This is a genomic window from Streptomyces sp. HUAS MG91 (assembly GCF_040529335.1).
In the GTDB taxonomy this organism is placed as follows: Bacteria; Actinomycetota; Actinomycetes; order Streptomycetales; family Streptomycetaceae; genus Streptomyces; species Streptomyces tabacisoli.
This window is the reverse complement of record NZ_CP159534.1, coordinates 3681370-3706210: the sequence shown is the minus strand read 5'-3', so window position 1 is coordinate 3706210 and position 24841 is coordinate 3681370. Positions and strand designations below refer to the sequence as shown.

Annotated in this window: 21 protein-coding genes and 1 tRNA gene; 13 read left to right on the top strand and 9 right to left on the bottom strand. The window is 70.8% G+C overall.

Translation table 11 applies throughout. The features are described 5' to 3' along the window. Positions 1-51: 51 nt before the first annotated feature. Positions 52-1218, bottom strand: coding sequence for a low temperature requirement protein A (locus ABII15_RS16695; RefSeq protein ID WP_353947088.1), 1167 nt, complete (start codon positions 1216-1218; stop codon positions 52-54). Positions 1219-1558: 340 nt separating this feature from the next. On the opposite strand from ABII15_RS16695, the gene ABII15_RS16690 reads away from it, so the two are divergent. The 4 genes from ABII15_RS16690 (at position 1559) to ABII15_RS16675 (ending at position 6629) form a co-directional block, all read left to right on the top strand. Continuing rightward, the gene (locus ABII15_RS16690; RefSeq protein ID WP_353943119.1) at positions 1559-2992 is read left to right on the top strand and encodes a NarK family nitrate/nitrite MFS transporter; all 1434 of its coding nucleotides are present in this window, start codon (positions 1559-1561) and stop codon (positions 2990-2992) included. A 219-nt stretch (positions 2993-3211) separates the two neighbouring features. Continuing rightward, positions 3212-5494, top strand: a complete 2283-nt coding sequence (gene pflB / locus ABII15_RS16685) for a formate C-acetyltransferase (protein ID WP_353943118.1) — start codon at positions 3212-3214, stop codon at positions 5492-5494. A 96-nt stretch (positions 5495-5590) separates the two neighbouring features. Then, on the top strand, positions 5591-6394 hold the full coding sequence (gene pflA / locus ABII15_RS16680) for a pyruvate formate-lyase-activating protein (RefSeq protein ID WP_353943117.1): 804 nt from the start codon (positions 5591-5593) through the stop codon (positions 6392-6394). Between the two features lie 34 nt (positions 6395-6428). Next, entirely contained in the window at positions 6429-6629 is a 201-nt protein-coding gene (locus ABII15_RS16675; protein ID WP_353943116.1) for a hypothetical protein, read from the top strand. Between the two features lie 4 nt (positions 6630-6633). Here ABII15_RS16675 and mscL read toward each other — a convergent pair whose 3' ends face one another. From mscL to ABII15_RS16645, 6 genes are all read right to left on the bottom strand, one after another. Continuing rightward, positions 6634-7107: a large conductance mechanosensitive channel protein MscL gene (gene mscL, locus ABII15_RS16670; RefSeq protein WP_353943115.1), complete on the bottom strand. Its 474-nt coding sequence runs from the start codon at positions 7105-7107 to the stop codon at positions 6634-6636. Between the two features lie 150 nt (positions 7108-7257). Continuing rightward, positions 7258-7638 (bottom strand): RcpC/CpaB family pilus assembly protein, encoded by a 381-nt coding sequence (locus tag ABII15_RS16665; protein ID WP_353943114.1) that lies wholly within the window; start codon positions 7636-7638, stop codon positions 7258-7260. Positions 7639-8115: 477 nt separating this feature from the next. Further along, positions 8116-8970, bottom strand: coding sequence for an S-methyl-5'-thioadenosine phosphorylase (locus ABII15_RS16660; RefSeq protein WP_353943113.1), 855 nt, complete (start codon positions 8968-8970; stop codon positions 8116-8118). A 94-nt stretch (positions 8971-9064) separates the two neighbouring features. After that, positions 9065-9409, bottom strand: a complete 345-nt coding sequence (locus tag ABII15_RS16655) for an FmdB family zinc ribbon protein (RefSeq protein ID WP_353943112.1) — start codon at positions 9407-9409, stop codon at positions 9065-9067. A 69-nt stretch (positions 9410-9478) separates the two neighbouring features. Then, positions 9479-10768: an MFS transporter gene (locus ABII15_RS16650; protein WP_353943111.1), complete on the bottom strand. Its 1290-nt coding sequence runs from the start codon at positions 10766-10768 to the stop codon at positions 9479-9481. A 308-nt stretch (positions 10769-11076) separates the two neighbouring features. Continuing rightward, entirely contained in the window at positions 11077-12534 is a 1458-nt protein-coding gene (locus ABII15_RS16645) for a potassium/proton antiporter (RefSeq protein WP_353943110.1), read from the bottom strand. A gap of 307 nt (positions 12535-12841) precedes the next feature. Between ABII15_RS16645 and ABII15_RS16640 the strand changes: the two genes are divergently transcribed. Next, a complete protein-coding gene (locus ABII15_RS16640) occupies positions 12842-15604 on the top strand; it encodes a penicillin acylase family protein (protein WP_353943109.1) in 2763 nt (920 codons plus the stop codon). Between the two features lie 61 nt (positions 15605-15665). On the opposite strand, the gene ABII15_RS16635 is transcribed toward ABII15_RS16640, so the two are convergent. Beyond that, positions 15666-16286, bottom strand: a complete 621-nt coding sequence (locus tag ABII15_RS16635; protein ID WP_353943108.1) for a 5-formyltetrahydrofolate cyclo-ligase — start codon at positions 16284-16286, stop codon at positions 15666-15668. Between the two features lie 94 nt (positions 16287-16380). Between ABII15_RS16635 and galU the strand changes: the two genes are divergently transcribed. From galU to ABII15_RS16595, 8 genes are all read left to right on the top strand, one after another. Next, entirely contained in the window at positions 16381-17283 is a 903-nt protein-coding gene (gene galU / locus ABII15_RS16630; protein WP_353943107.1) for a UTP--glucose-1-phosphate uridylyltransferase GalU, read from the top strand. A gap of 4 nt (positions 17284-17287) precedes the next feature. Further along, positions 17288-18649 (top strand): gephyrin-like molybdotransferase Glp, encoded by a 1362-nt coding sequence (glp, locus tag ABII15_RS16625; protein ID WP_353943106.1) that lies wholly within the window; start codon positions 17288-17290, stop codon positions 18647-18649. Positions 18650-18745: 96 nt separating this feature from the next. Then, the gene (gene moaC / locus ABII15_RS16620; protein ID WP_353943105.1) at positions 18746-19228 is read left to right on the top strand and encodes a cyclic pyranopterin monophosphate synthase MoaC; all 483 of its coding nucleotides are present in this window, start codon (positions 18746-18748) and stop codon (positions 19226-19228) included. Positions 19229-19363: 135 nt separating this feature from the next. Further along, the gene (locus tag ABII15_RS16615) at positions 19364-19888 is read left to right on the top strand and encodes a MogA/MoaB family molybdenum cofactor biosynthesis protein (protein WP_353943104.1); all 525 of its coding nucleotides are present in this window, start codon (positions 19364-19366) and stop codon (positions 19886-19888) included. A gap of 20 nt (positions 19889-19908) precedes the next feature. After that, positions 19909-20553, top strand: coding sequence for a GNAT family protein (locus ABII15_RS16610; RefSeq protein ID WP_353943103.1), 645 nt, complete (start codon positions 19909-19911; stop codon positions 20551-20553). Between the two features lie 171 nt (positions 20554-20724). After that, complete coding sequence (gene glpR, locus ABII15_RS16605; protein ID WP_353943102.1) at positions 20725-21957, top strand: gephyrin-like molybdotransferase receptor GlpR; 1233 nt, start codon at positions 20725-20727, stop codon at positions 21955-21957. Positions 21958-22026: 69 nt separating this feature from the next. Then, positions 22027-22100 (top strand) — tRNA-Ala (locus ABII15_RS16600). Positions 22101-22245: 145 nt separating this feature from the next. Continuing rightward, the gene (locus tag ABII15_RS16595) at positions 22246-24282 is read left to right on the top strand and encodes a S9 family peptidase (protein WP_353943101.1); all 2037 of its coding nucleotides are present in this window, start codon (positions 22246-22248) and stop codon (positions 24280-24282) included. A 3-nt stretch (positions 24283-24285) separates the two neighbouring features. On the opposite strand, the gene ABII15_RS16590 is transcribed toward ABII15_RS16595, so the two are convergent. Further along, positions 24286-24807: a GNAT family N-acetyltransferase gene (locus ABII15_RS16590; protein ID WP_353943100.1), complete on the bottom strand. Its 522-nt coding sequence runs from the start codon at positions 24805-24807 to the stop codon at positions 24286-24288. Positions 24808-24841: the final 34 nt, after the last annotated feature.

Sequence of the window (24841 nt, the reverse complement as noted above, 5' to 3'; positions counted from 1 at the left end):
ACCAGCGGTCCATCAGAGGCCCGGTCGGCCCGCCATCGGGCCGCCGACGATCTACCAGCTCTCCGCCCGGACCACCGCCTCCGCCCGCCCGGCCCGTGTCGACAACGTCATCCCCGCCGCCACCGTCAGCGCCGTCACGATCCCCGCCGCGAGGACCGCCCAGTGCCCGGCGAACGTGCAGGCGAGCACCGCCAGCGCGCTGACCGGCAGTGTCAGTTGCTGCGCGATGCCCACCTTGAAGAACCGCGCGTGCAACGCCCACACCATGACCAGGAACACCGCGCACGGGATCGTCACGGCGGCGGACGCGGCCGTGCGGCTCAGGTGGGCCTCGCCGACGGCCTGCTCGACCGCGACCTCGATGCCCGCGCCGATCGCCGCCGCCGACGCGAAGATCAGGTAGTGGCCGTATCCCCAGACGAACGCCTGCCGGTTGTCGTGCAGCCGGTCGTGGATCGGCACCGCGAAGTAGATCCACCACGCGGCGAACACGATGAGCAGCCCACCGGCGGCGATCGGCAGGAGTTCGCCGAGCGCGTCGTGCTCCTCGATGCCCGACTTCACCGCGACCGTCGCCGCGGCGATCGTCTCGCCGATCACGATGATCGTGAACAAGCCGTACCGCTCGGAGATGTGGTGCGCGTGCCAGGACGTCTGCCGGTCCCGCTCCGCGAAGACGGGCACGCACATCTCCAGGACCGCCATCGCGAGGAAGATCCAGCTCTGCACGGCCCAGTCGGGGGTGAGCATCAGGGCCAGCCAGCCCACCTGGCACACCAGCACCCCGCCCGCGTACCGCAGGGCGACCTTCCGCTCCGCTCCGCTGCTCGACCGCGCGGCCCGCAGCCAGTGCGCCGCCATCGCGACCCGCATGATCAGGTAACCGAGCCAGACGACGGTGAAGTCGTCGTCCTCGAAGGCGCGGGAGACGCCCGCCGCGAGGACCAGCACCCCCGCGATCTGGACGAGCGTGACGAGCCGGTAGATCACGTCGTCGTTGTCGTAGGCGGAGGCGAACCAGGTGAAGTTCATCCACGCCCACCAGATGGCGAAGAAGATCCGCGCGTAGTTCACGACGCCGCTGCCCGCATGCCCCTCGGCGATGGCGTGCACCAGCTCCACCCCGCCCTGGGCGACCGCCACGACGAAGCAGAGGTCGAAGAACAGCTCCAGCGACGAGGCCACCCGGTGCTGCTCGTCCCGCCCCCGCTCGACCATGCGGCGGACGGGGGAGGGCCGGGACCGCTCCTGGTGCGGGCGCGAGGCGCCGGGTGCCTGCGGCGCGTGGTGCGCTTCCGGGCCGTGGTGCGGGTGCGGATCGTGCGGTGTGGACGACGTCATGCGCCAAGCACAGCAGATCAGCGGCACGATGTGCCGACACCGCGGGCGGACGGCCGCCCCCAACGCGTCGCCGCCGGCAGGACCTTGGTCGCCCCTCACCCCGTACTTTCGGGACGCCCGCCACCCGACCAATTCCCCTTACGCCCCATTTACCCCAGCGAGACGCTTGAGGAGCACGACCTGTCAGGAATCCCCTCCTCACCACCAGGAACACGTCATGAGTCCTGCCGTCAGGGACGCCGCCGCGGTCGACGACGTCACTTCGTCCTACGACCCGGGCCAGTACCGCCCGGGCCGCACCATCACCGACTGGGAACCCGAGAACGACCTCTTCTGGAAGTCCATCGGCAAGCGGGTCGCCACCCGCAACCTCTGGATCGCCGTCCCCGCACTCCTCGTGGCCTTCGTGGTGTGGCAGGTGTGGAGCGTCACCGCGACGAACCTGGCCGACGTCGGCTTCAGCTTCAGCACCTCCCAGCTGTTCTGGCTGACCGCCGTGCCCGGTCTCACCGGCGGTACGGCCCGGATCTTCTACACGTTCCTCGGCCCGCGCATCGGCCAGCGCCGCTTCACCGCGCTGTCCACCCTGGTCCTGGTGATCCCGCTGATCTGGCTCGGCATCGCCGTGCAGAACACCGGAACCCCGTACGCCGTGATGGTCGCCATCGCCGCCCTCTGCGGCTTCGGCGGCGCCAACTTCGCCTCCTCGCTCGCCAACATCGGCTTCTTCTTCCCCAAGCGCGAGAAGGGCAACGCGACCGGCATCAACGGCGGCCTCGGCAACCTCGGCGTCTCCGTCGTCCAGCTGCTCACCCCGATCGTCATCACCAGCTCGGTCATCGCGCTCGGCTCGGCCCAGCACAAGGCCGACGGCACGCCGGTCTATCTGCAGAACGCCGCGTTCCTCTGGGTTCCCGTGCTCGTGGTCCTGGCCGTGATCGCCTGGTTCGGCCAGAACGACCTCAAGGTCGCCTCCACCCCCTTCAAGCAGCAGAAGGTCATCTTCAAGCGCAAGCACAACTGGCTGATGACGTGGCTCTACGTCGGCACCTTCGGCTCCTTCATCGGCTTCGCCGCCGCCCTGCCGATGCTGATCAAGACGACCTGGACCCCGATCGACGCGGCCTACACCGCCGCCACCTACGCCTGGATCGGCCCGGCCATCGGCGCCCTCGCCCGCTGGGGCGGCGGCTGGCTCGGCGACAAGCTGGGCGGCGCGCGCGTCACGATCATCTCGTTCGTGGGCATGGCCGGCTCGATCATCGGCGTCATCAACTGCATGCCGTCGAACGGCGCGGGCGGCAACTTCGTGGGCTTCCTGCTCTGCTTCTACGCGGCCTTCCTCTTCAGCGGCATCGGCAACGGCTCCACGTTCCGCCAGATCCCCGTGATCTTCCGGGGGCAGCACCTGAAGAACCTGACGGAGGGCACCCCCGAGTACACGAAGGCGCTCAAGCAGGCGGAGATGGAGTCCGGCGCCGTCACCGGATTCACCTCGGCGATCGCCGCCTACGGCTTCTTCTTCATCCCCGCGATGTTCGCCAACTTCGCGGTCACCAGCGCCCTGTGGTGCTTCGTGGGCTTCTACGCCACCTGCGTCGCCGTCTGCTGGTGGTTCTACGCCCGCAAGGGCGCCGAGTCCCCGAGCTGACTTTTTCGGGAAATTCTTGTGAATGCGTTCACAAGCGAACTTGGGTCGAAAGTCCCGAGGGAAACCCCAGGTCAGACGGTGAATCCCCGTCCCCGCTGCCCCAAAAGTGGGTCCAATGGTCCCGAATTCAGGACCATTGCGGCCCCCGGCGGCGGCCCGGCGGGAGTCCAATGAATACGTAGCAACGAACCGGTCGAAGAGATGGGGAAGGTGCCGCAGATGACTGCCACTCCCGCGGAGCAGACGACGGAAACCACGACGCACGGCGAGGCCTGGGACGGCTTCAAGGGGGGCCTGTGGCGCGACGCCGTCGACGTCCGCGACTTCGTCCAGCAGAACTACACCCCCTACGAGGGCGACGGCTCCTTCCTCGCCGGCCCGACCGAGCGCACCACCGCCGTGTGGAACAAGCTCCTGTCGATGTTCCCGACGGAGATCGAGCGCGGCGTCTACGACGTGGACGTGAAGACCCCGTCCCGCATCGACGCCTTCAGGCCCGGCTACATCGACGGCGACGCCAAGGACCACAAGGACCTCATCGTCGGCCTCCAGACGGACGGCGCGCTCAAGCGCGCGATCATGCCGAACGGCGGCTGGCGCATGGTCGAGGGGGCCCTCAACGCCTACGGCTACGAGGCCGACCCCGAGGTCCGGGAGATCTACACCCACCTCCGCAAGACCCACAACGAGGGCGTCTTCGACGCCTACACCCCCGAGATCCGCGCCTGCCGCTCCTCCGGCATCATCACCGGCCTGCCCGACGCCTACGGCCGCGGCCGCATCATCGGCGACTACCGCCGCGTCGCCCTCTACGGCGTCGACCGGCTCATCGCCGCCAAGCAGGCCGACAAGGACCGGCTCGCCGCCGAGTGGCCCACCGAGCACGTCATCCGCGACCGCGAGGAGATCTCCGAGCAGATCAAGGCCCTGAACGAGCTCAAGGCGATGGCGATGTCGTACGGCTACGACATCTCCGGCCCGGCCCGCACCGGCCGCGAGGCCGTCCAGTGGCTGTACTTCGGCTACCTCGCCGCCGTGAAGGAGCAGAACGGCGCGGCCATGTCGATCGGCCGCATCGACAACTTCCTCGACATCTACCTCCAGCGGGACATCGACAACGGCCTCCTCACCGAGTCCGAGGCCCAGGAGTTCATCGACGACTTCGTCATCAAGCTCCGCATCGTCCGCTTCCTGCGCACCCCCGAGTACAACGACCTCTACTCCGGCGACCCGACCTGGGTCACCTGGTCGATGGCCGGCATCGGCGAGGACGGCCGGCCGCTGGTCTCGCGGACCACCTTCCGCGCCCTGCAGACCCTCTACAACCTGGGCCCGGCCCCCGAGCCGAACCTGACGGTCTTCTGGTCGCGCGACCTGCCCAAGGGCTTCAAGGACTTCGCCTCCCAGGTCGCCATCGACAGCTCGGCCATCCAGTTCGAGTCCGACGACCTGATGCGCCCCAAGTACGGCGACGACACCGCCATCGCCTGCTGCGTCTCCGCGATGGCCGTCGGCAAGCAGATGCAGTTCTTCGGCGCCCGCGTGAACGTCGCCAAGGCGCTGCTCTACGCGATCAACGGCGGGCGGGACGAGAAGTCCGGCAAGCGCGTCGTCGAGGGCTTCGAGCCCGTCGAGGGCGACTACCTGGACTACGACACCGTCGCCGAGCGCTACGACGCGATGCTGGACTGGCTGGCGAAGACGTACGTCCACGCGCTCAACGTCATCCACTACATGCACGACAAGTACGCCTACGAGCGCATCGAGATGGCCCTGCACGACCAGGAGATCCTGCGCACCATGGCGTGCGGCATCGCGGGCCTGTCGGTCGCCGCGGACTCCCTCTCGGCGATCAAGCACGCCAGGGTCAAGGTGATCCGCGACGAGACCGGCCTCGCCGTCGACTACGAGATCGAGGGCGACTACCCGGCCTACGGCAACAACGACGACCGGGCCGACCAGATCGCGAAGTCGATCGTCCACGGCTTCATGGAGAAGGTCCGCAAGCACCCCACCTACCGGGACGCGGTCCACACCCAGTCCGTGCTGACGATCACCTCGAACGTCGTCTACGGCAAGAAGACCGGCAACACCCCGGACGGCCGCCGCGCCGGCATGCCCTTCGCCCCCGGCGCCAACCCGATGAACGGGCGCGACGAGCACGGCTACATCGCCTCCGCGCTGTCGGTCGCGAAGCTGCCCTACGACGACGCCGAGGACGGCATCTCGCTGACCAACACGATCACCCCGGACGCCCTGGGCCGCACACCCACCGAGCGGATCGGCAACCTCTCCGGCGTGCTCGACGGCTTCATGGCCAGCGACGGCTTCCACATGAACGTCAACGTCCTCGACAAGGCGACCCTGGAGGACGCCATGGAACACCCGGAGAACTACCCGCAGCTGACCATCCGGGTCTCCGGCTACGCGGTGAACTTCGTCCGCCTGACGCGCGAGCAGCAGCTGGACGTCATCAACCGCACCTTCCACGGCTCCCTGTGAGCCCCCGCTGATCCGCGCTCCCGGGGCCGGGCCCTCACTCCGGCCCCGGGAAGCGCGAACACCCCACCTCCACCTCGGACTTCGAGGAGCCCTGCCATGACCGTTCTGCTCACCCGGAACCTGACCGCGAACGACGCCGCCACCCCGGCCGCCGCCGCGACGCACCGCCCCACCGAGGGCTCGGTGCACTCCTGGGACCTGTCGACCGGTGTCGACGGACCGGGCACACGGTTCGTGACGTTCCTCTCCGGCTGCCCGCTGACCTGCCTGTACTGCCACAACCCCGACACCTGGCGGATGCGCGACGGCAAGCGCACCTCGGCCGACGCGATCGTCGCGGAAGCCGCCAAGTACACCCGGTTCATCGAGGCCGCGGGCGGCGGCGCCACCATCAGCGGCGGCGAACCGCTCCTCCAGCCCGTCTTCGCCGGGGAACTGCTGCACCGCTTCAAGCACGAACTGGGCCTGCACACCGCCCTGGACACCTCGGGCTTCCTCGGCGTGCGCGCCACCGACGCCCTGCTGCGCGACGTCGACCTGGTGCTGCTCGACATCAAGTCCTGGGACCGCGCCACCTACAAGAAGGTCACCGGCCGCCCGCTGCAGCCCACCCTCGACTTCGCGCACCGTCTCGCCGACCTCGGCAAGAAGGTCTGGGTGCGCTTCGTGCTCGTCCCCGGCCTGACCGACGACCCCGCCAACATCGAGGGCGTCGCCGCCTTCGCCGGCTCCCTCGGCAACGTCGACCGGGTCGACGTGCTGCCCTTCCACAAGCTCGGCGAGGCGAAGTGGGAGGCGCTCGGCAAGACCTTCACCCTGCACGACACCCCGTCGCCCACCCCGGAGCAGGTCGCCACCGCCAAGTCGATCTTCGAGGCCCACGGCCTCCGGGCCGTCTGAGCCGGATCGCCCGGCCGCGACGTACTCTGGAGCCATGAGCAGCACCGCCCCCGACCCCAAGAAGCGCGACCCGAAGAAGCGTGATCCGAAGGCCGCGCTGATCTTCGACGATCCGCTGACGGCGCAGTCCGCGGACGACTCGGACCACGGGTGGGGCGAGAGGCCGACGGCGTCCGACAACAGCGCCGCCGACCTGGCCCGCTTCCTCGACGAGAAGCCGCCCCACCACATCTGATCCGCTACGGGGTGCTGTGCCCCGAACCGCGCTGCGAGATCAGCGCGTCGCGGATCTCCTTGAGGACCTCCAGCTCCGAGACCTCGATCGTCTCCTGGGCGCCCTCCTTCGCCGCCTTCCGGGCCGCCGCCCTGGCCAGGTACTTGGCCATCGGCAGCACCATCAGGAAGTAGACCACCGCGGCGGTGATCACGAAGCTGAGGACGGCGCTGAGCACCGAGCCCCACATGATCAGGATGCCCTGCGTGACCTCCCCGGCGTCGTTCACCGAGCACGGGCCCTTCAGGCACGACTGGTAGTGGTCGAGGTCCTGGGAGCCGAGCGCGCCCACCAGCGGATTGATCACGCCCTTGACCACGGAGTTCACGACGTTCGTGAACGCGGCGCCGATGACGACCGCGACCGCGAGGTCGATCACATTGCCACGGAGCAGGAAGGCCTTGAAGCCCTCCAGGACGCTTGTCTTTTCCTCGGTCACACTCGAGCCCTTCTCGACAGGTGGGGGAGGGGTGCGAGACCCCCGCGTCACCTAAGTCGGGCTGTTCCGAGCATGTCCAATCCTGTACTCCGGGCGGGTGACCACGGCGCAAGGCCGTCGCAATTCCGGGCCCGACCGGCGCGGATCCGCTCACCACACCGTCACCGCCAGCCGAGAGGCGGCACCCGCGCCGGCGAGCCGCGCGGCCGTCGCGCGCTCCACCGACAGCACCACCAGCGCCCCGCCGCCGTCCGCGACGTCCTCCGGCCCACCGGACCGCGCGGCCCTCGGCACCGAGACGACCCGGGCCCCGGAGGCCAGCACCCGCACCCCCGGCACCCCGTCGGCCCGCGCCGCCACCACGTCGACCCGGTCGCCGGGCCGCAACAGCCGCACAGCCCCCGCGTCCGCGATCCGCACCGGCGCCGACACCGGGGCGGGCCCGCGCTTCGCCCCCGCCCGCTCACCCGGCGGCGCCTGCGCCCGCTCGTGCCCGTGCCCCGGACCGGGCCCCGGCCCCGACGAGGGCATCGCGGCCACCAACGCCGCCGCCGTCAGGGCGAGTCCGGCACCGACCAGGGCCCGCCGCCGGCGCCCCGCACCGGACCGCCACCGCCCACCCCGAACCCGTACCGGCGCGAAGGCGGGCACCACCGACGTCGGCGGCGCGCTGGACCGGCACGGAACCGGAGCGCCGAAGGCATCAGCGGAACCACCGAGATCGGCGGAGTCGGCGAGATCAGCGAGACCGGCAGGATCAGCGGAATCGACGAGGGGACGGAAAACAGGGTCAGCGCACACGGACGTCACCGCCAGGTGAGGGGAAGGAAGGCCATGACCGGCCGAGCCGGGCACCGCGCCCGTCTCGCCGACCACGATCCGCTTCCGCGCCGCACCCCGCTGAGCCCCGTGCACTACCGAGCGGTTGTGGACAACTCCCTCACCCGAAGGGGACGTTCCACCCCCTTCGAAGGCATCACGGCATCACGGCATCAGGGCATCAAGGCATCACGGCAGCCGGAACCCCGGATCCATCCCGCCGAGCGCACTCGCGCAGAGGCAGTCCCGCTCCTCGGTCGCCGGCAGCCCCGCCACCGCGTCGAACAGCACGGTCCGCAGCCGGTCCACGTTCTGCGCGAACACCTTGAGCACGTCGTCGTGCGAGACGCCCTCGCCGCTCTCGGCGCCCGCGTCCAGGTCGGTGACGAGCGTCATCGACGTGTAGCAGAGCTCCAGTTCACGGGCGAGCATCGCCTCGGGATGTCCCGTCATGCCCACCACGGACCAGCCCATGGCGGCATGCCAGCGCGACTCGGCGCGCGTCGAGAAGCGCGGCCCCTCCACGACCACGAGGGTGCCGCCGTCCACCGGCTCCCAGTCCTTGCCGCGCGCCGCCGCCACCGCCACCTCGCGCCCCACCGGGCAGTACGGATCGGCGGGCGAGACGTGCACGACGTTCGGCACGGTCCCGTCCGGCAGCGGATGGCCGTCGAAGTAGGTCTGCGCCCGGGACTTCGTCCGGTCCACGAACTGGTCCGGCACCAGCAGCGTCCCCGGCCCGTACTCCGGCCGCAGGCCGCCCACCGCGCACGGGCCGAGCACCTGGCGCACCCCCACCGAACGCAGCGCCCACAGATTGGCGCGGTAGTTGATGCGGTGCGGCGGCAGATGGTGGCCGCGCCCGTGCCGGGGCAGGAAGGCGACGCGGCGCCCGGCCACCTCGCCCAGGAAGAGCGAGTCGCTCGGCGCGCCGTAGGGGGTGTCCACCTGGACCTCGGTCACGTCGTCCAGGAACGAGTAGAAGCCGGAGCCGCCGATCACGCCGACCTCGGCGCTGGCACTTGTGTTCGCGTTCGTCGCCATGGTCAGCACAGTAGCCAAGCCCGGGCACGCCGAAGACCCCGCCGTCGGGGACGACAGGGTCTCATAAGACGTGAGACGTCGGAGAAGTGCGCGCCTACGCGGCGGACGACGAGCTGGAAGAGCTCGACGTGCTGGAGGAGGACGACTTCGAGTCCGAGGACGACGAAGAGGAGGAAGAGGACGACGACGTCGAGGAACCCGACTTCGTGTCCGACTTCGACTCGGACTTCGACGACGACGCCGGGCTGCTGCTCGACGACGAGCCACGGCTGTCATTGCGGTAGAAACCGGAGCCCTTGAACACGATGCCGACGGCCGAGAACACCTTCTTCAGGCGGCCACCGCAGTTGGGGCACTCGGTCAGGGCATCGTCGGTGAACTTCTGCACCGCCTCGAGGCCCTCGCCGCACTCGGTGCACTGGTACTGGTAAGTCGGCACTGTGTCTTCCTCCTGGCACTCTCACTCAATGAGTGCTAACGACGCTCCATAGTGGCCTATTCCACGGGATCAGTCCACTGCCACCGGCACTCGGTGACCGACACCACGTGCCACGGTCCGCCCCGCGGACGGCGGAACGAGCCGCGAGCGCAGCAGGAACATGACCACCAGGGCCAGCACGGTGCCGCCCATCGGGACGAGGAATCCGGCCCCGTCCCAGAAGCCGTCCTCCAGCTGCCCGGCCACCGTCACGGCGGCCGCCTGGCCGAGCGCGACCGCGCCGGTGAGCCAGGTGAAGGCCTCCGTGCGGGAGGTCGCGGGCACGATCTTCTCGACGAGCGTGTAACCGGTGATCAGCGACGGCGCGATGCAGACGCCGACCAGCAGACCGAGCCCGGCGAGCACGACGACGGACTGCGCGGCCCACAGGCCGGACGCGGTGACCGCGAGCGCCGTGTAGCCGATGAGCAGGCGGCGCTGCGGGGCGATCTTCCAGGCGATGGCGCCGCAGACCAGCCCGGAGAGCATGTTGCCGGCGGCGAAGATCCCGTACAGGACACCGTTCAGACCGGGCCGGCCGATCGCCTCGCTGTAGGCGGCGAGCGAGACCTGCATGCCGCCGAAGACGGCGCCGATGCCGAGGAACGTGACGATCAGGACGCGCACGCCGGGCACCCGCAGCGCGGACACGTGCTCCACGCGCGCGTGCTCCTCGACGGTGCGCACCGGAGGCTGGGTGCCCTTCTGGGCGGCGAACAGCAGACCGCCGACCAGGGTGAGCGCCGCCTCCGTGATCAGGCCCGCCGCCGGGTCGACGCCGGTGCACAGGGCGGTGGCGAACAGCGGGCCGAGGACGAACGTGAACTCGTCGGTGACCGACTCGAAGGCCGCCGCGGTCTGCATCAGGGGCGAGCCCTGGAGCTTCACGCCCCAGCGGGCGCGCACCATCGGCCCGATCTGCGGCGTGGAGGCACCGGTCGGCACGGCCGCCAGGAACAGCGTCCAGGTGGGCGCCCCCGACAGCGCGAGCACGGTCAGTGTGAGACCGGCGGCGGAGTGCACCAGGACGCCGGGCAGCAGGACGGCGCGCTGGCCGAAGCGGTCGGCCAGTTTGCCGCTGTAGGGCGCGAACAGCGCCATGGAGACACCGGTCGTCGCGGAGACCGCGCCCGCGGTGCCGTAGGACCCGGTGGTGTGCTGGACGAGCAGCACGATCGAGATGGTCAGCATCGCGAACGGCTGGCGCGCGGCGAAGCCGGGCAGCAGGAACGTCCAGGCGCCGCGGGTGCGCAGCAGCTGTCCGTAGCCGGGACGCTCGCCGCGCCCCTTGTCGGAATCGGTGACCGTGGCCTGTGGCACGGCCCTCGCCTTTCTGCCGCCTGGTAGTGCCCGCCTCCCGATCGGGGAGGGGGCACCGAGAGCCGTCCTCATGCGCCGGGAACCGAGTGATACCTGCGGTCCGCGCCAGGAGAGGCCCTGGCCAAGCGGTTCGCGCGCGTGAGTGCGGGCGCCGCAAGGGGACCGCGGCCGCTTTGCGGTCGCGCCGGCTCTACTTCAGGCAGAGTCGGTAGTACGCGGGAATGCGTACGTGGTACTTCGTACGTCGGTCCGGAAACGCTGTACGCGGGTCTGGTCATTCCCCCATGTACACGGATCCGGTCTCCATGTTAACGGCCGGTTTCCGGTCCCGTGCCCAGCCAGCCGGCGAGCTTGCCGCCGTGGCCGATGGCGCGCAGCCGGGCCTCGGCCGCGTCCCGCACCGGATCGGTCGCGACCACGAGCAGTTCGTCGCCGAGCCGCAGCACGGTCGTCGGGCCGGGGACGAACGATTCCCCGTCGCGGACGACGAGCGTCACCGAGGCGCCCTTGGGCAGCCGCAGCTCCCCGACCTCCACGCCGTGCATCCGGGAGCCCTTGGGCACGGACACGGACAGCAGGTGCCCGCGCAGCCGCTCCAGGGGCGCCGACTCGATGCCGAGGTCGGCGGCCTCCGCGTCGTCGCCCAGGTTCAGCTTCCTGGCCAGCCAGGGCAGCGTGGGCCCCTGGATCAGGGTGTATACGACGACCAGGACGAAGACGATGTTGAAGATCCGCTGGCTGTCGGCGACGCCGGTCACCATCGGGATCGTCGCCAGGATGATGGGCACCGCGCCGCGCAGGCCGGCCCACGACATGAGGGCCTGCTCCTGCCATCGCATCCGGAACGGCAACAGGCTGATCAGCACCTCCAGCGGCCTGGCGATCATGGTGAGCACCAGTCCGATGAGGAGCGCGGGCACGATGTCGTCGGCCAGCTCGTGCGGGGTGACCAGCAGGCCGAGCAGCACGAACATGCCGATCTGCGCGATCCAGCCGAGCCCTTCGGCGAAGCCGCGGGTGGCCGGCCAGTGGGGCAGCTTGGCGTTGCCCATCACCATGGCGGCCAGGTAGACGGCGAGGAATCCGCTGCCGTGGGCCATGGCGCCCGCGGCGTAGGCGACGGTCGCGATGGCCATCACGGCGATCGGGTAGAGGCCGGAGGCGGGCAGCGCGACGTGCCGCAGCCCGTAGGAGCCGAGCCACCCGACCGCGAGGCCGATCGCGGCACCGATGGCCAGCTCCAGGGCGATCTCGCCGATCAGGACGTACCAGTGCTCCACCGGACCCGTGGCGGAGAAGGCGACCACGAGGATGACGACCGGGGCGTCGTTGAAGCCGGACTCGGCCTCCAGGACACCGGTGATGCGGGCCGGCAGCGGCACCTTGCGCAGCACGGAGAAGACGGCCGCGGCGTCCGTGGAGGACACCACCGCGCCGATGATCAGGGACGGCCGCCAGTCCAGGCCCACCAGATAGTGCGCGCCCGCCGCGGTCACGCCCACGCTCACCGCGACGCCCACGAGCGACAGGGCGACGGCCGCGGGCAGGGCGGGTTTGATCTCCTTCCACTTCGTGCCGAGGCCGCCCTCGGCCAGGATCACGACAAGAGCCGCGTATCCGATGACCTGGGTCATCTCGGCATTGCTGAAGGAGACATTGCCGATGCCGTCCTGGCCCATGGCGATGCCGATGCCGAGGTACAGGAGCAGGCTGGGCAACCCGCTGCGCGAGGAAATACGCACCGCGGCGACCGCGATGAGCAGCACCAGGGCGCTGACGAGCAGGAGCTGGTTGAGGTGGTGGACAGTCAGGGGCCGTTCCTTCCGCGAGGAGGCTTCGCACGGTCGACGTGGGGGGAGTTACTTCGTTACCTTACCTAATCTTTGACGCTTTCTTGACGCGAGGGCCGATTCTCCGACCGCTCGCGGGCGCCTCCTTCCTGACTCCGCGTCCGAGCGCGACAGGTACTGCTCGTATGGTTGCTCTCGCCCTCCCGCCCGTCGCCCACCACCACCCTTGTACGAGGGCCCTCCGGGCCCGCCCAGTCGTCTGCGAAGGACAGCAAGGATCGCGATGCCCTCCACTACGAACGCCTCTGCCGGCAGCAAGCCGCGCAAGAAGAAGGGGCGCCGAGCCCGACTGATCGTGATCGTCCTGGTGTTGGCGGTGATCGCGGGCATCGGGTACGGCGCCTACTGGAGCGTCGACAGCGTCCGGGCCTCCTTGCCGCAGACCACGGGCTCGGTCAAACTCGACGGCCTCGACGGGCCCGTTCAGGTCAAGCGGGACGGTTACGGCATCCCGCAGATCTACGCGTCCTCGGACGAGGACCTGTTCATGGCCCAGGGCTTCGTGCAGGCGCAGGACCGCTTCTACGAGATGGACGTGCGCCGCCACACCACCTCCGGCCGGCTCTCCGAGATGTTCGGCAAGGGGCAGGTCAAGACCGACGAGTTCCTGCGCACGCTCGGCTGGCACCGGGTCGCGCAGCAGGAGTACGACTCCAAGCTCTCGCCGGCGACCAAGAAGTACCTCCAGGCCTACTCCGAGGGGGTCAACGCCTACCTGTCGGGCAAGAGCGGCAAGGAGATCTCCGCCGAGTACGTCGCGCTCGGCTTCGAGAACGACTACAAGCCGCAGAAGTGGACGCCGGTCGACTCGGTGGCCTGGCTGAAGGCGATGGCCTGGGACCTGCGCGGCAACATGCAGGACGAGATCGACCGCTCCCTGATGACGAGCCGCCTCGGCCCGCAGCAGATCGCCGATCTCTACCCCGAGTACCCGTACGGCCGGAACAAGCCGATCGTCCAGGAGGGCGCCTACAACAGCGCCACCGGGGAGTACGACCAGAACGCCACCGGCACCTCCACGCAGTCCGGCACCACCGGCGGGCCGGCGGGCACCGGCCTCACGGGCGGCACGCAGGCCCCCAGCGGCCTCCAGAGCCAGCTGGGCGGCCTCGCCGACGTCCTGGACCAGATCCCCGACTCCGCGGGCCTGGGACCGAACGGCAACGGCATCGGATCCAACTCCTGGGTCGTCTCGGGACGCCACACCGTCAGCGGCAAGCCGCTGCTCGCCAACGACCCGCACCTGGCGCCGCAACTGCCGTCGGTCTGGTACCAGATGGGCCTGCACTGCACGGACATCAGCGCGAAGTGCCAGTACAACGTGACGGGCTACACCTTCGCGGGGATGCCCGGCGTGGTCATCGGCCACAACCAGGACATCTCCTGGGGCCTGACCAACTCGGGCGTGGACGTCACCGACCTGTACCTGGAGAAGTTCAGCGGCGACGGCTACCTGTACGACGACAAGACCAAGCCGTTCACCACCCGCAAGGAAGTCATCAAGGTCGCGGGCGGCGACTCCAAGACCATCACGGTCCGCGAGACCAACAACGGGCCGCTGCTGTCCGACCGCGACGACGAGCTGGTGAAGGTCGGCAAGAAGGCGACCGTCGGCTCCTCGGCGCCCGACCGCGGCGACGGCTACGGCATCGCGCTGCGCTGGACCGCGCTCGAACCCGGCAACACCATGGACGCCGTCTTCGAGATCGACAAGGCGTCGAACTGGAACGAGTTCCGCGATGCCGCCAAGAACTTCCAGGTGCCCTCGCAGAACCTCACGTATGCCGACACCCAGAACAACATCGGCTACACGCTGCCCGGCCGCATCCCGACCCGCGCGGAGGGCGATGACGGCTCGCTGCCGTCCCCCGGCTGGGACTCGAAGTACCGCTGGACCGGGTACATCAAGCCGACCGAGCTGCCCTACGAGTACAACCCCAAGCGGGGCTACATCGTCACCGCCAACCAGGCCGTCGTCGGCAAGGACTACCCGTACACGCTCACCACGGACTGGGGCTACGGCACCCGCAGCCAGCGCATCTCCGACCTGATCGCCTCGAAGATCAAGGACGGCGGCAAGGTCTCCACCGACGACATGCGCACCACGCAGATGGACAACAGCAGCGAGATCGCCAAGCTGCTGGTGCCCTACCTGCTGAAGATCGACGTCAAGGACAAGGACGTCCGCCAGGCGCAGCAGCTCCTGGAGAACTGGGACTACACCCAGAACCCGGACTCGGCCGCCGCCGCCTACTTCAACTCGGTCTGGCGCAACGTCCTGAAGCTGGCCTTCGGCAACAAGCTGCCCAAGGAGCTGCGCGTCGAGGGCCAGTGCCTGACCGTCAGCCCGGTCGACAACACCGGCCCGGCCGACGAGGACCGCAAGGTCCGCGAGTGCGGCGAGCGCGACACGGACTCGGCGCAGCCTGACGGCGGCGACCGCTGGTTCCAGGTCGTCCGCAACATCCTCAAGGACGAGAAGAACGACTGGTGGAAGGCGCCCAAGTCGCGCACCGACCAGGCCACCAGCACCCGTGACGAGCTGTTCGGCCGCGCCATGGAGGACGCCCGCTGGGACCTGACGGCCAAGCTCGGCAAGGACATCGACACCTGGAGCTGGGGCCGGCTGCACAAGCTGGAGCTGAAGAACCAGACCCTCGGCACCGAAGGCCCGGGCTGGCTGCAGTACGTGCTCAACCGCGGCCCCTGGAAGCTGGGCGGCGGCGAGGCGGCCGTCGACGCGACCGGCTGGAACGCGGCGGGCGGCTACGGCGTCGACTGGGTCCCGTCGATGCGCATGGTGGTCAACCTGGACGATCTCGACAAGTCCCAGTGGATCAACCTGACCGGCGCCTCCGGCCACACCTTCAGCTCCCACTACACGGACCAGACCGACAAGTGGGTCAAGGGCGAGCTGCTGCCGTGGGCGTTCACGAAGGACGCCGTCGACAACACCACCTCGGACACGCTGGCGCTCAAGCCCTGACGCCGGGCAGCTGAAAAGGGCCTCCACGCGCGCGTGGAGGCCCTTTTTCACGTAGGTCCAGCTAGAACCGGCGCACGCCCGACGGTGTCACCACCGCGTGCACGGCCTTGTCGTGCGCCTCGTGCGGCAGGTGTGCGACCACCTCGCTGTCGTACAGCAGCACGACGAGCGCCGGATGCGCGCCCGCGGCCTCCAGGCGGGCCAGTACGCGGTCGTAGGAACCGCCGCCGCGGCCGAGCCGCATCCCCCGCGCGTCCACCGCGAGCCCGGGCAGCAGCACGACGTCCGCCGCGAGCACCGCGTCACGGCCGAGCCGCTCGCCGCCCGGCTCGGACAGCGTCATCCGTCCCGGACGCCGTACGTCCACCAGCGAGTCGGGTCCTTCGTACGCGCCCCAGTCCAGGTCGTTGTCGGGCAGCAGCGCCGGCAGCAGGACCCGCGTCCCGCGCGCGCGGAGGGCGTCCAGCAGCGCGCCCGTGCCCGGCTCGCCGCCCACGGACACGTACGCCGCGACGGTGGACGCCGTCGCCAGCTCGGTGAGGTCGAGGGCGCGACGGGCCAGAACCGTCGCCGCCTCCTGCACGTCATCCTCTGGCAACGCGTTCCTCACCAGGAGGAACTCCCGTCGCAATGTGCGCTTGTCAGGCTCGGCGTCACGCGCGTCACGTGGGTGCGGGCTCATAGGGAACTCACAAACCTCTCCTCATCCACTCATATATGTGCCAACAAAGCGGACCCACAGATTCCGCCCATTGGCGCCGGATATGGTGACCGGCATGACTGACTCGCACACCAGGATCACCAAGGCTGTCATCCCCGCTGCGGGCCTCGGCACCCGGTTCCTGCCGGCCACCAAGGCGACTCCCAAGGAGATGCTCCCGGTCGTCGACAAGCCTGCGATCCAGTACGTGGTCGAAGAGGCCGTGTCAGCGGGTCTCGATGACGTACTCATGATCACAGGCCGCAACAAGCGGCCCCTCGAGGACCACTTCGACCGCAACTACGAGCTGGAGTCCGCCCTTCAGAAGAAGGGCGACGCCGACCGCCTCGCCAAGGTCCAGGAGTCCAGCGACCTCGCGACCATGCACTACGTCCGCCAGGGCGACCCCAGGGGCCTCGGCCACGCCGTGCTGTGCGCCGCCCCGCACGTCGGCCACGAGCCCTTCGCGGTCCTCCTCGGCGACGACCTCATCGACCCGCGCGACCCGCTGCTCGCGCGCATGGTCGAGGTCCAGGAGCAGCACGGCGGCAGCGTCGTCGCGCTCATGGAGGTGGAGCCCTCGCAGATCCACCTCTACGGCTGCGCCGCCGTCGAGACCACCGCCGACGGCGACGTCGTCAAGGTCACCGACCTCGTCGAGAAGCCGGACCCGGCGGACGCCCCCTCCAACTACGCGGTCATCGGGCGCTATGTCCTCGACCCGAACATCTTCGACATACTGCGCAAGACCGAGCCCGGTCGCGGCGGCGAGATCCAGCTCACCGACGCCCTGGAGAAGCTCGCCGCGGACGAGACGATCGGCGGCCCCGTGCACGGCGTCGTCTTCAAGGGCCGCCGCTATGACACCGGCGACCGTGGTGACTATCTGCGTGCCATTGTCAGACTCGCGTGCGAACGTGAAGACCTGGGCCCGGACTTCCGGACCTGGCTTCGCAGTTACGTCACCGAGGAGATGTAGCACCTTGAGCAGCGCGACCACACCGTCCGCCACCACGCAGCACCAGCTGTGGTCGGTGGACGAGCACCTGGACGACATCCTCACCACCGTCCACCCGCTCGACCCCATCGAGCTGCAACTCCTCGACGCCCAGGGCTGTGTGCTGGTCGAGGACGTGACGGTGCCGGTCTCGCTGCCCCCGTTCGACAACAGCTCGATGGACGGCTACGCGATCCGCGTCGCCGATGTCGCGGGCGCGAGCGAGGAGTTCCCCGCCGTGCTCACGGTGATCGGCGACGTCGCGGCGGGCGCGGCGGGACCCGACGGCCAGCCCACCGTCGGCCCCGGCCAGGCCGCCCGCATCATGACCGGCGCCCCACTGCCCCCCGGCGCCGAGGCCGTCGTCCCCGTCGAGTGGACCGACGGCGGCCTCGGCGCGGGCCCCGTCGCCTCCATGACCGCCCACAGCGCGGCCCCCGAGGGCGCCTCCGGCGAGGTCCGCGTGCACCGCCCCGCCCCGGCACGCGCGCACGTCCGCGCACAGGGCAGCGACGTCAGGGCAGGCGACAAGGCGCTCGCCGCAGGCACCCTGCTCGGCCCGCCGCAGATCGCCCTGCTCGCCGCCATCGGCCGCGGCACCGTACGCGTACGCCCGCGACCGCGCGTGGTCGTCGTCTCCACCGGCAGCGAACTCGTCCAGCCCGGCGAGCAGTTGGCCGACGGCGAGATCTACGACTCCAACAGCTTCGCGCTGACCGCCGCCGCCCGCGACGCCGGAGCCATCGCCTACCGGGTCGGCGCGGTCGCCGACGACGCCGAGACGCTCCGCTCCACCATCGAGGACCAGCTGATCCGCGCCGACCTCATCGTCACCACGGGCGGCGTCAGCGTCGGCGCCTACGACGTCGTGAAGGAGGCCCTGACCTCCATCGGCGACCCCGACGAGGAGAACGGCCTCGGCGCGGGCAGCGGCGTCGAGTTCCGCAAGCTGGCCATGCAGCCCGGCAAGCCGCAGGGCTTCGGCTCGGTCGGCCCCGACCACACCCCGCTGCTCGCCCTGCCCGGCAACCCGGTGTCCTCGTACGTCTCCTTCGAACTGTTCGTCCGCCCCGCCGTCCGCACGCTGATGGGCCTGCCCGCCGAATCCGTCCAGCGCCCGAGGGTCCGCGCCGAGCTCGCCACCGACAAGGCGCTCACCTCGCCGTCCGGCCGCCGCCAGTTCCTGCGCGGGGTGTACGACGCCGAGGCCGGCCGGGTCGCGCCCGTCGGCGGCGCCGGCTCCCACCTCGTCGCGGCGCTCGCCCAGGCCGACGCGCTGATCGTGGTCCCCGAGGACGTCACGTCGGTCGAGCCCGGCACCGAGGTCGAGGTGGTTGTCCTGGGCTGACCGGCCCCGCCGCCGCGGGCTCGCGATACCGTGTCGCGCACAACAGTCCGGCGCGCCCGCACCGCGCACGGCTCGGATCGGGAGCGCCACCACGCCATGAGCACTTCGCAAGGACACCTCACCCACCTCGACGAGGCGGGCGCGGCCCGCATGGTCGACGTGTCCGGCAAGGACGTCACCGCACGCACCGCGCGTGCCAGCGGGCGCGTGCTCGTGTCGTCGCGCGTGGTCGAACTGCTGCGCGGCGAGGGCGTACCCAAGGGCGACGCCCTCGCGACCGCGCGGATCGCCGGGATCATGGGCGCCAAGCGCACCCCCGACCTGATCCCGCTGTGCCACCCGCTGGCCGTGTCCGGGGTGAAGGTGGAGCTGTCCGTGGCGGACGACGCCGTCGAGATCCTGGCCACCGTGAAGACGACGGACCGTACGGGCGTCGAGATGGAGGCCCTGACGGCGGTCTCGGTCGCCGCCCTCACCGTCGTCGACATGGTCAAGGCCGTCGACAAGGGCGCCGTCATCTCCGATGTGCGGGTCGAGGAGAAGACGGGCGGCAAGTCGGGTTCCTGGAGCCGGTCGTGACGGTGACTCCGTCGGCTCGGCGGATTTCCGGGCGGCCCGCGCCGTCGTCGCCCGAGGGGCAGGTGCGCATGCTCTCGTCGGCGGCCGCGAGCCGGTGGTCCTGCTGCGCACAGTTCCCCGCGCCGGGAGGCAGTCGTGCCTGACACCTACCGCGCCCTCGTCGTCACCGCCTCCAACCGGGCCGCCGCCGGCGTCTACGAGGACAAGGGCGGACCCCTGATCGCCGACGGGCTGCGGGCGATGGGCTTCCAGGTCGAGGGGCCCCAGGTTGTCCCGGACGGGGACCCCGTCGAGGCCGCCCTGCGGGCCGCCGTGGACGCCGCGTACGACGTCGTCGTCACCACCGGCGGCACCGGCATCTCGCCCACCGACCGCACCCCCGAGGCCACCGCCCGCGTCATCGACCACGAGGTGCCGGGCATTCCCGAGGCGATCCGCGCGTACGGCAGGGAGAAAGTGCCCACCGCCGCGCTCTCGCGTGGCCTCGCCGGGGTCGCCGGGCGCACACTGATCGTGAACCTCCCCGGGTCGAGCGGGGGAGTGAAGGACGGCCTCGCCGTCCTGGCCCCCCTGCTCACCCACGCCGTCGACCAACTCCGCGGCGGCGACCATCCCAGACCGGACAGCAGACCGGATGCCCACGCCGGGGGTGCGCTCTGAACAGCCCGTCCTGGCCCGTCGTGCTGGCGGAGGGCGATGTCGTCCTCCGCCCGATAAGGCTGCGCGACCAGCGCGCCTGGCGCGAGGTGAACCGGCGCAACCGCGACTGGCTGCGCCCCTGGGAGGCGACGATCCCGCCGCCGACCCCGAGCGGCCCGATCACGCACCGCCCGACCTACCGCCAGATGGTCCGCCATCTGCGCTCGGAGGCGAACGCGGGCCGGATGCTGCCCTTCGTCATCGAGTACCAGGGCCGTCTGGTGGGCCAGCTGACCGTCGCCGGGATCACCTGGGGATCGATGTGCTCGGGGCACGTCGGCTACTGGGTCGACCAGTCCGTCGCCGGGCGCGGGGTGATGCCGACGGCCGTCGCGCTCGCCGTCGACCACTGCTTCCGCACCGTGGGCCTGCACCGCATCGAGGTCTGCATTCGCCCGGAGAACGGGCCGAGCCGCCGGGTCGTGGAGAAACTCGGATTCCGCGAGGAGGGGCTGCGTCCACGCTATCTCCACATCGACGGCGGCTGGCGCGATCATCTCGTCTTCGCGCTCACCGCCGAAGAGGTCCCCGAGGGCATGCTCAGGCGCTGGCGGCGCGAGCGTCCGGGCAACAACGCAGGTCCGGGGGCTCCCAACACGATGGACCCGGGGACCCCCTCGAAATAAAATAAATGTTCGAATTTGATCGTCGGCGGACCGTGAGAGCCATTAAATTCCCGCCCCGGTCGGCCAGTTGATCGCACCAGTCGCAAAAAAAGCTCGAAATATCAGCCAGATCGTGCGACACACCGGCCCAATTGGCGGATGGCCTCACGGAAACCCCTCTACGGTGTGACCGTGAGCAGCAGCGGCCTCATCTACGCAGTCATCGTCGGGGCCTGGGCCGCCTACTTGGTGCCGATGTGGCTCCGTAGGCAGGACGAGCTGAACGAAGCCCGTCCGACGGAACGCTTCAGCACCGCGATCCGACTTCTCTCCGGTCGGGCGGGCATGGAGCGCCGGTACGCCAAGGACCTCCAGGCACGCTCGCCCGAGGACGAGCGGCGCGGCGACCCGGTCGACCCGGACGCGCCCACCGATCCGGTGGACGTCCGGGCCTTCGTCACGCCCTCGGCCGGCGACCGGCCCCCCGCGGTCACCGAACGGCCCCCGGCCGACGACCGCCCCCCGGCCACCCACCGCCCCCCGGCGGCCCAGCGCCCCGCACCCGCCCAGCGCCCCCCGGCCCCCGGCCGCGACCACCCCGAACCGGTCCGCGAACCGGCGCCGGAGACCGCCAAGTCCCGCGCCGCCCGCGCCGCCTCCGCCGAGGCGCAGGCCCGCGCCCGCCGCTCCAAGGTGCTCGCCCGCCGCCGCCGTACCACCGTGATGCTCTTCCTCGCGTTCACCGTGGGCGCGGTCGTCGCCGGAGTCGGCGGCATCGCGTTCCTGTGGGCACCCGCGGCACCGGCCCTGCTCCTCAGCGCGTACATCGTCTATCTGCGCGCCCAGGAGCGCCGCCGCTTCGCCTACGTCATGGACCGCCGCCGCGCCGAGATCGCGGCCCAGCGCCTGCGCGAGCGCCAGCCCCGCAGGCGGCAGCCCGCCACGGGCCGCGCCACGGGCGAGTACGCCCAGTACGCCGAGTACGCCGACACCGCGGAGGACGGACCAGACGCCGCGGAGAGCGCGACCGACCCCGGCCTCGAAGCACTCGCCGCCGACCGGCGCGCCCTCGTCGAGCAGACCGACCACGCCGAGTGGGTCGACCAGCAGCGCGAGCGCCAGCGCCACCCCGGCTCCGGCGACAGCTGGGACCCGGTGCCGGTCCCGCTGCCCACGTACGTGACCGCGCCGGTCGCCCCGCGCGCCGGCGGCGGCATCGACTACGGCGCCCCCGAGACCTGGAGCGCCGCCCGCTCCTCGCCCGTGGAGGAGGAGCACGCCGAGGAGCAGCCCGCAGCCGACGACGGACGCAGCGACGCCCGCCGCGCCGCCTCCGCCCGCCGCTCGCGCGAGCGCGGCCGCACCCCGCTCTTCGACCAGTACGACGACGGCGCGGACGGCCGTCCGCGCGCCGCCAACGAGTGACAGGGCTGACCAGCCCGGAACGGATTTCCAAGCACCTCGATCGGGGTGCTAGAGTTTCACTCGTTGCAAGGGCCTGTGGCGCAGTCCGGTAGCGCACCTCGTTCGCATCGAGGGGGCCAGGGGTTCGAATCCCCTCAGGTCCACTGCAACACCGCTTGTGAGGCGACTCGCAGACGGTGGACAAGATCCCGTCCGATCATCACGATCGGGCGGGATCTTTGCGTTGACGGGCCCGGCGACGGTGAAATCCCCTGTTCCGCACGGCATTCGCGCGCGACAATCGCCACCATGCCTGAGACCCCTGACACCCCTGAGACCTCCGGTGGCGCCTCCGCCTTTCACGATCTGTCGACCTTCCTCGCCCTGCCCCGCGTCAACTCCCTCGCCCTGTCCGCCGACGGCGGCCGGCTGGTCGCCGCCGTGCAGAACCTCTCCGGCGACGGCACCCGCTTCGTCTCCGGGCTGTGGGAGATCGACCCGGCCGGCGCGCGCGATGCGGTCCGGCTGACCCGGTCCGACAAGGGCGAGTCCGGGCCCGCGTTCGGCCCGGACGGAACGCTCCACTTCCTGTCCGGCCGGCCCGGTGACATCGACGACGCCGAGGGCGAGCACGAGGGGCCCGCGCTGTGGGCACTGCCCCCGCGCGGCGAGGCCGCCGTCGTCGCCCGGCACCCGGGCGGCATCGCCGGGTACACCGTCGCCCGCGACTCCGGCGCGCTCGGCCACGTCGGCGGACTGCTGCCCGGCGCCGCCGACGCCGAGACGCACGACAGGCTCCGCAAGGAACGCAAGGACGCGAAGGTCACCGCGATCCTCTACGAGTCCGGGCCGACCCGCGCCTGGGACCACGACCTCGGCCCCGAGGACCCGCACGTCTTCGTCCGCGCCACCGCCGACGCGGCCCCGGTCGACGCCGGCGGCCAGGGCGCCGGCATCGAGGACGCCGGGGACGTGGCGCTGTCGCCGGACGGTACGCGCGTGGCGTACACCCGGTTCGTCACCGGCCGGGTCCCCGACGAGAACCGCACCGCCGTGGTGATCGCCGACGCGACCACCGGCAAGCAGTTGCACGTCCTCGGCGACCTGGAACACCTCTACGAGGCGCCCGTCTTCACCGGTGACGGCACGGCCGTCGTGTGCAGCCGGATGTTCTACCCCACGTACGACGAACCCTGGGACGGCACGCTCGTCCGCATCGACCTGGCCGACGGCGAGGTCAGCGACCTGCTCCCCGGCTTCGACAACTGGCCCGGCGGCGCCGTCTGTTCACCGGCCGACGACACCCTCTTCTTCACGGCCGACGAGAAGGGCCACCGCCCCGTCTTCCGCCGCGACCCCGACGGCACCGTCACCCGGCTCACCGCCTCCGGCGCGTACGGATCGCTGTGCGTGGCCCCCGACGGCCGCACCCTGTACGCCCTGCGCAACGCGATCGACTCCCCGCCGCGCCCGGTCCGCCTGGACGCCGCGACGGCCGACCAGACGCCCGCCGAACTGCCCGCCCCGGGCGGCGTCGGCGAACTGCCCGGCACCCTCACCGAGGTGCACGTCGAGGCGGACGACGGGTTCCGGGTGCGCGGCTGGCTCGTGCTGCCCGAGGGGGCGTCCGCCGAGCGGCCCGCGCCGCTGCTCGTCTCCGTGCACGGCGGACCGCAGGGCAGCTGGAACGCCTGGACCTGGCGGTGGAACCCGTGGCCGTTCGCCGCGCGCGGGTACGCGGTGCTGCTGCCGGACCCGGCCCTGTCGACCGGCTACGGGCAGCGCAACCACGAGCGCGGCTGGGGCCAGTGGGGCGGGCGCCCCTACGACGACGTGATGGCGCTGACCGATGCCGCCGAGGGCCGCGACGACATCGACTCCGGGCGCACGGCGCTGGCCGGCGGTTCCTACGGCGGTTACATGGCCAACCGGGTCGCCACCGGCACCGACCGGTTCAGGGCGATCGTCAGCCACGCGGGCCTGTGGGACATCCGCATGTTCCAGGGCGACACCGACGTCCCCTGGTACTTCCAGCGGATCTTCGGCGACCCGCTGACCCGCCCCGAGCGGTACGAGGCCGACTCCCCGTACGAGAACGCCGCGAAGATCCGCACGCCGATGCTGGTCATCCACGGCGCCAAGGACTACCGCGTGCCCGTCGGCCAGGGCTCGGCGCTCTTCCAGGACCTCCAGCGGTTCGAAGTCCCGGCGAAGTTCCTCTACTTCCCCGACGAGAACCACTGGATCCTCTCGCCGGGTCACATCAAGGTCTGGTACGAGACGTTCCTGAACTTCATCGACCACCACACCCTCGGCACCGAGTGGCGGCGCCCGGGACTGCTGTGACGCTCAGCCTCCGAGGGGCTTGGCGTAGCAGCGGCTGAGCTCCTCGAACCGGTAGTGCCCGAACTTGGCGCACGGCTCGTACCCGCTCGACAGGTACAGGGCTATGGCCTCGGGCTGCTTGGTCCCGGTCTCGAGCACCATGCGGGTACGGCCCGCCGCGCGGGCGTCCTCCTCCAGGGCGGCCAAGATGCGGCGGGCCAGCCCGAGACCCCGGGCCTCCGGCGTGACGTACATCCGCTTCAGCTCCGCGTCCCCGTCCGCGTACCCCTCGTCGTTCTCGTCCTGCGTGCGCCAGCCGCCGGTGGCCAGCGGGACGCCCGCCGCGTCGTAGGCGATCAGGTAGTGCCCGCGCGGGGCGTCGAACATCGTCGGGTCGAGGGGTGTGACATCGCCCTCGTCGCCGTAGCGCTCCGCGTATTCGAGCTGTACGCGGTCGTTGAGGGCGACCGCGTCGGGGTGGCCGAAGGAGACCGTGCGCAGGGTGATCCCGGCGGTGGGGACGGACGGCGCGGACTGGATACTCATACGTTCCATCGTAACTCTATGCTGATGCGGTTGC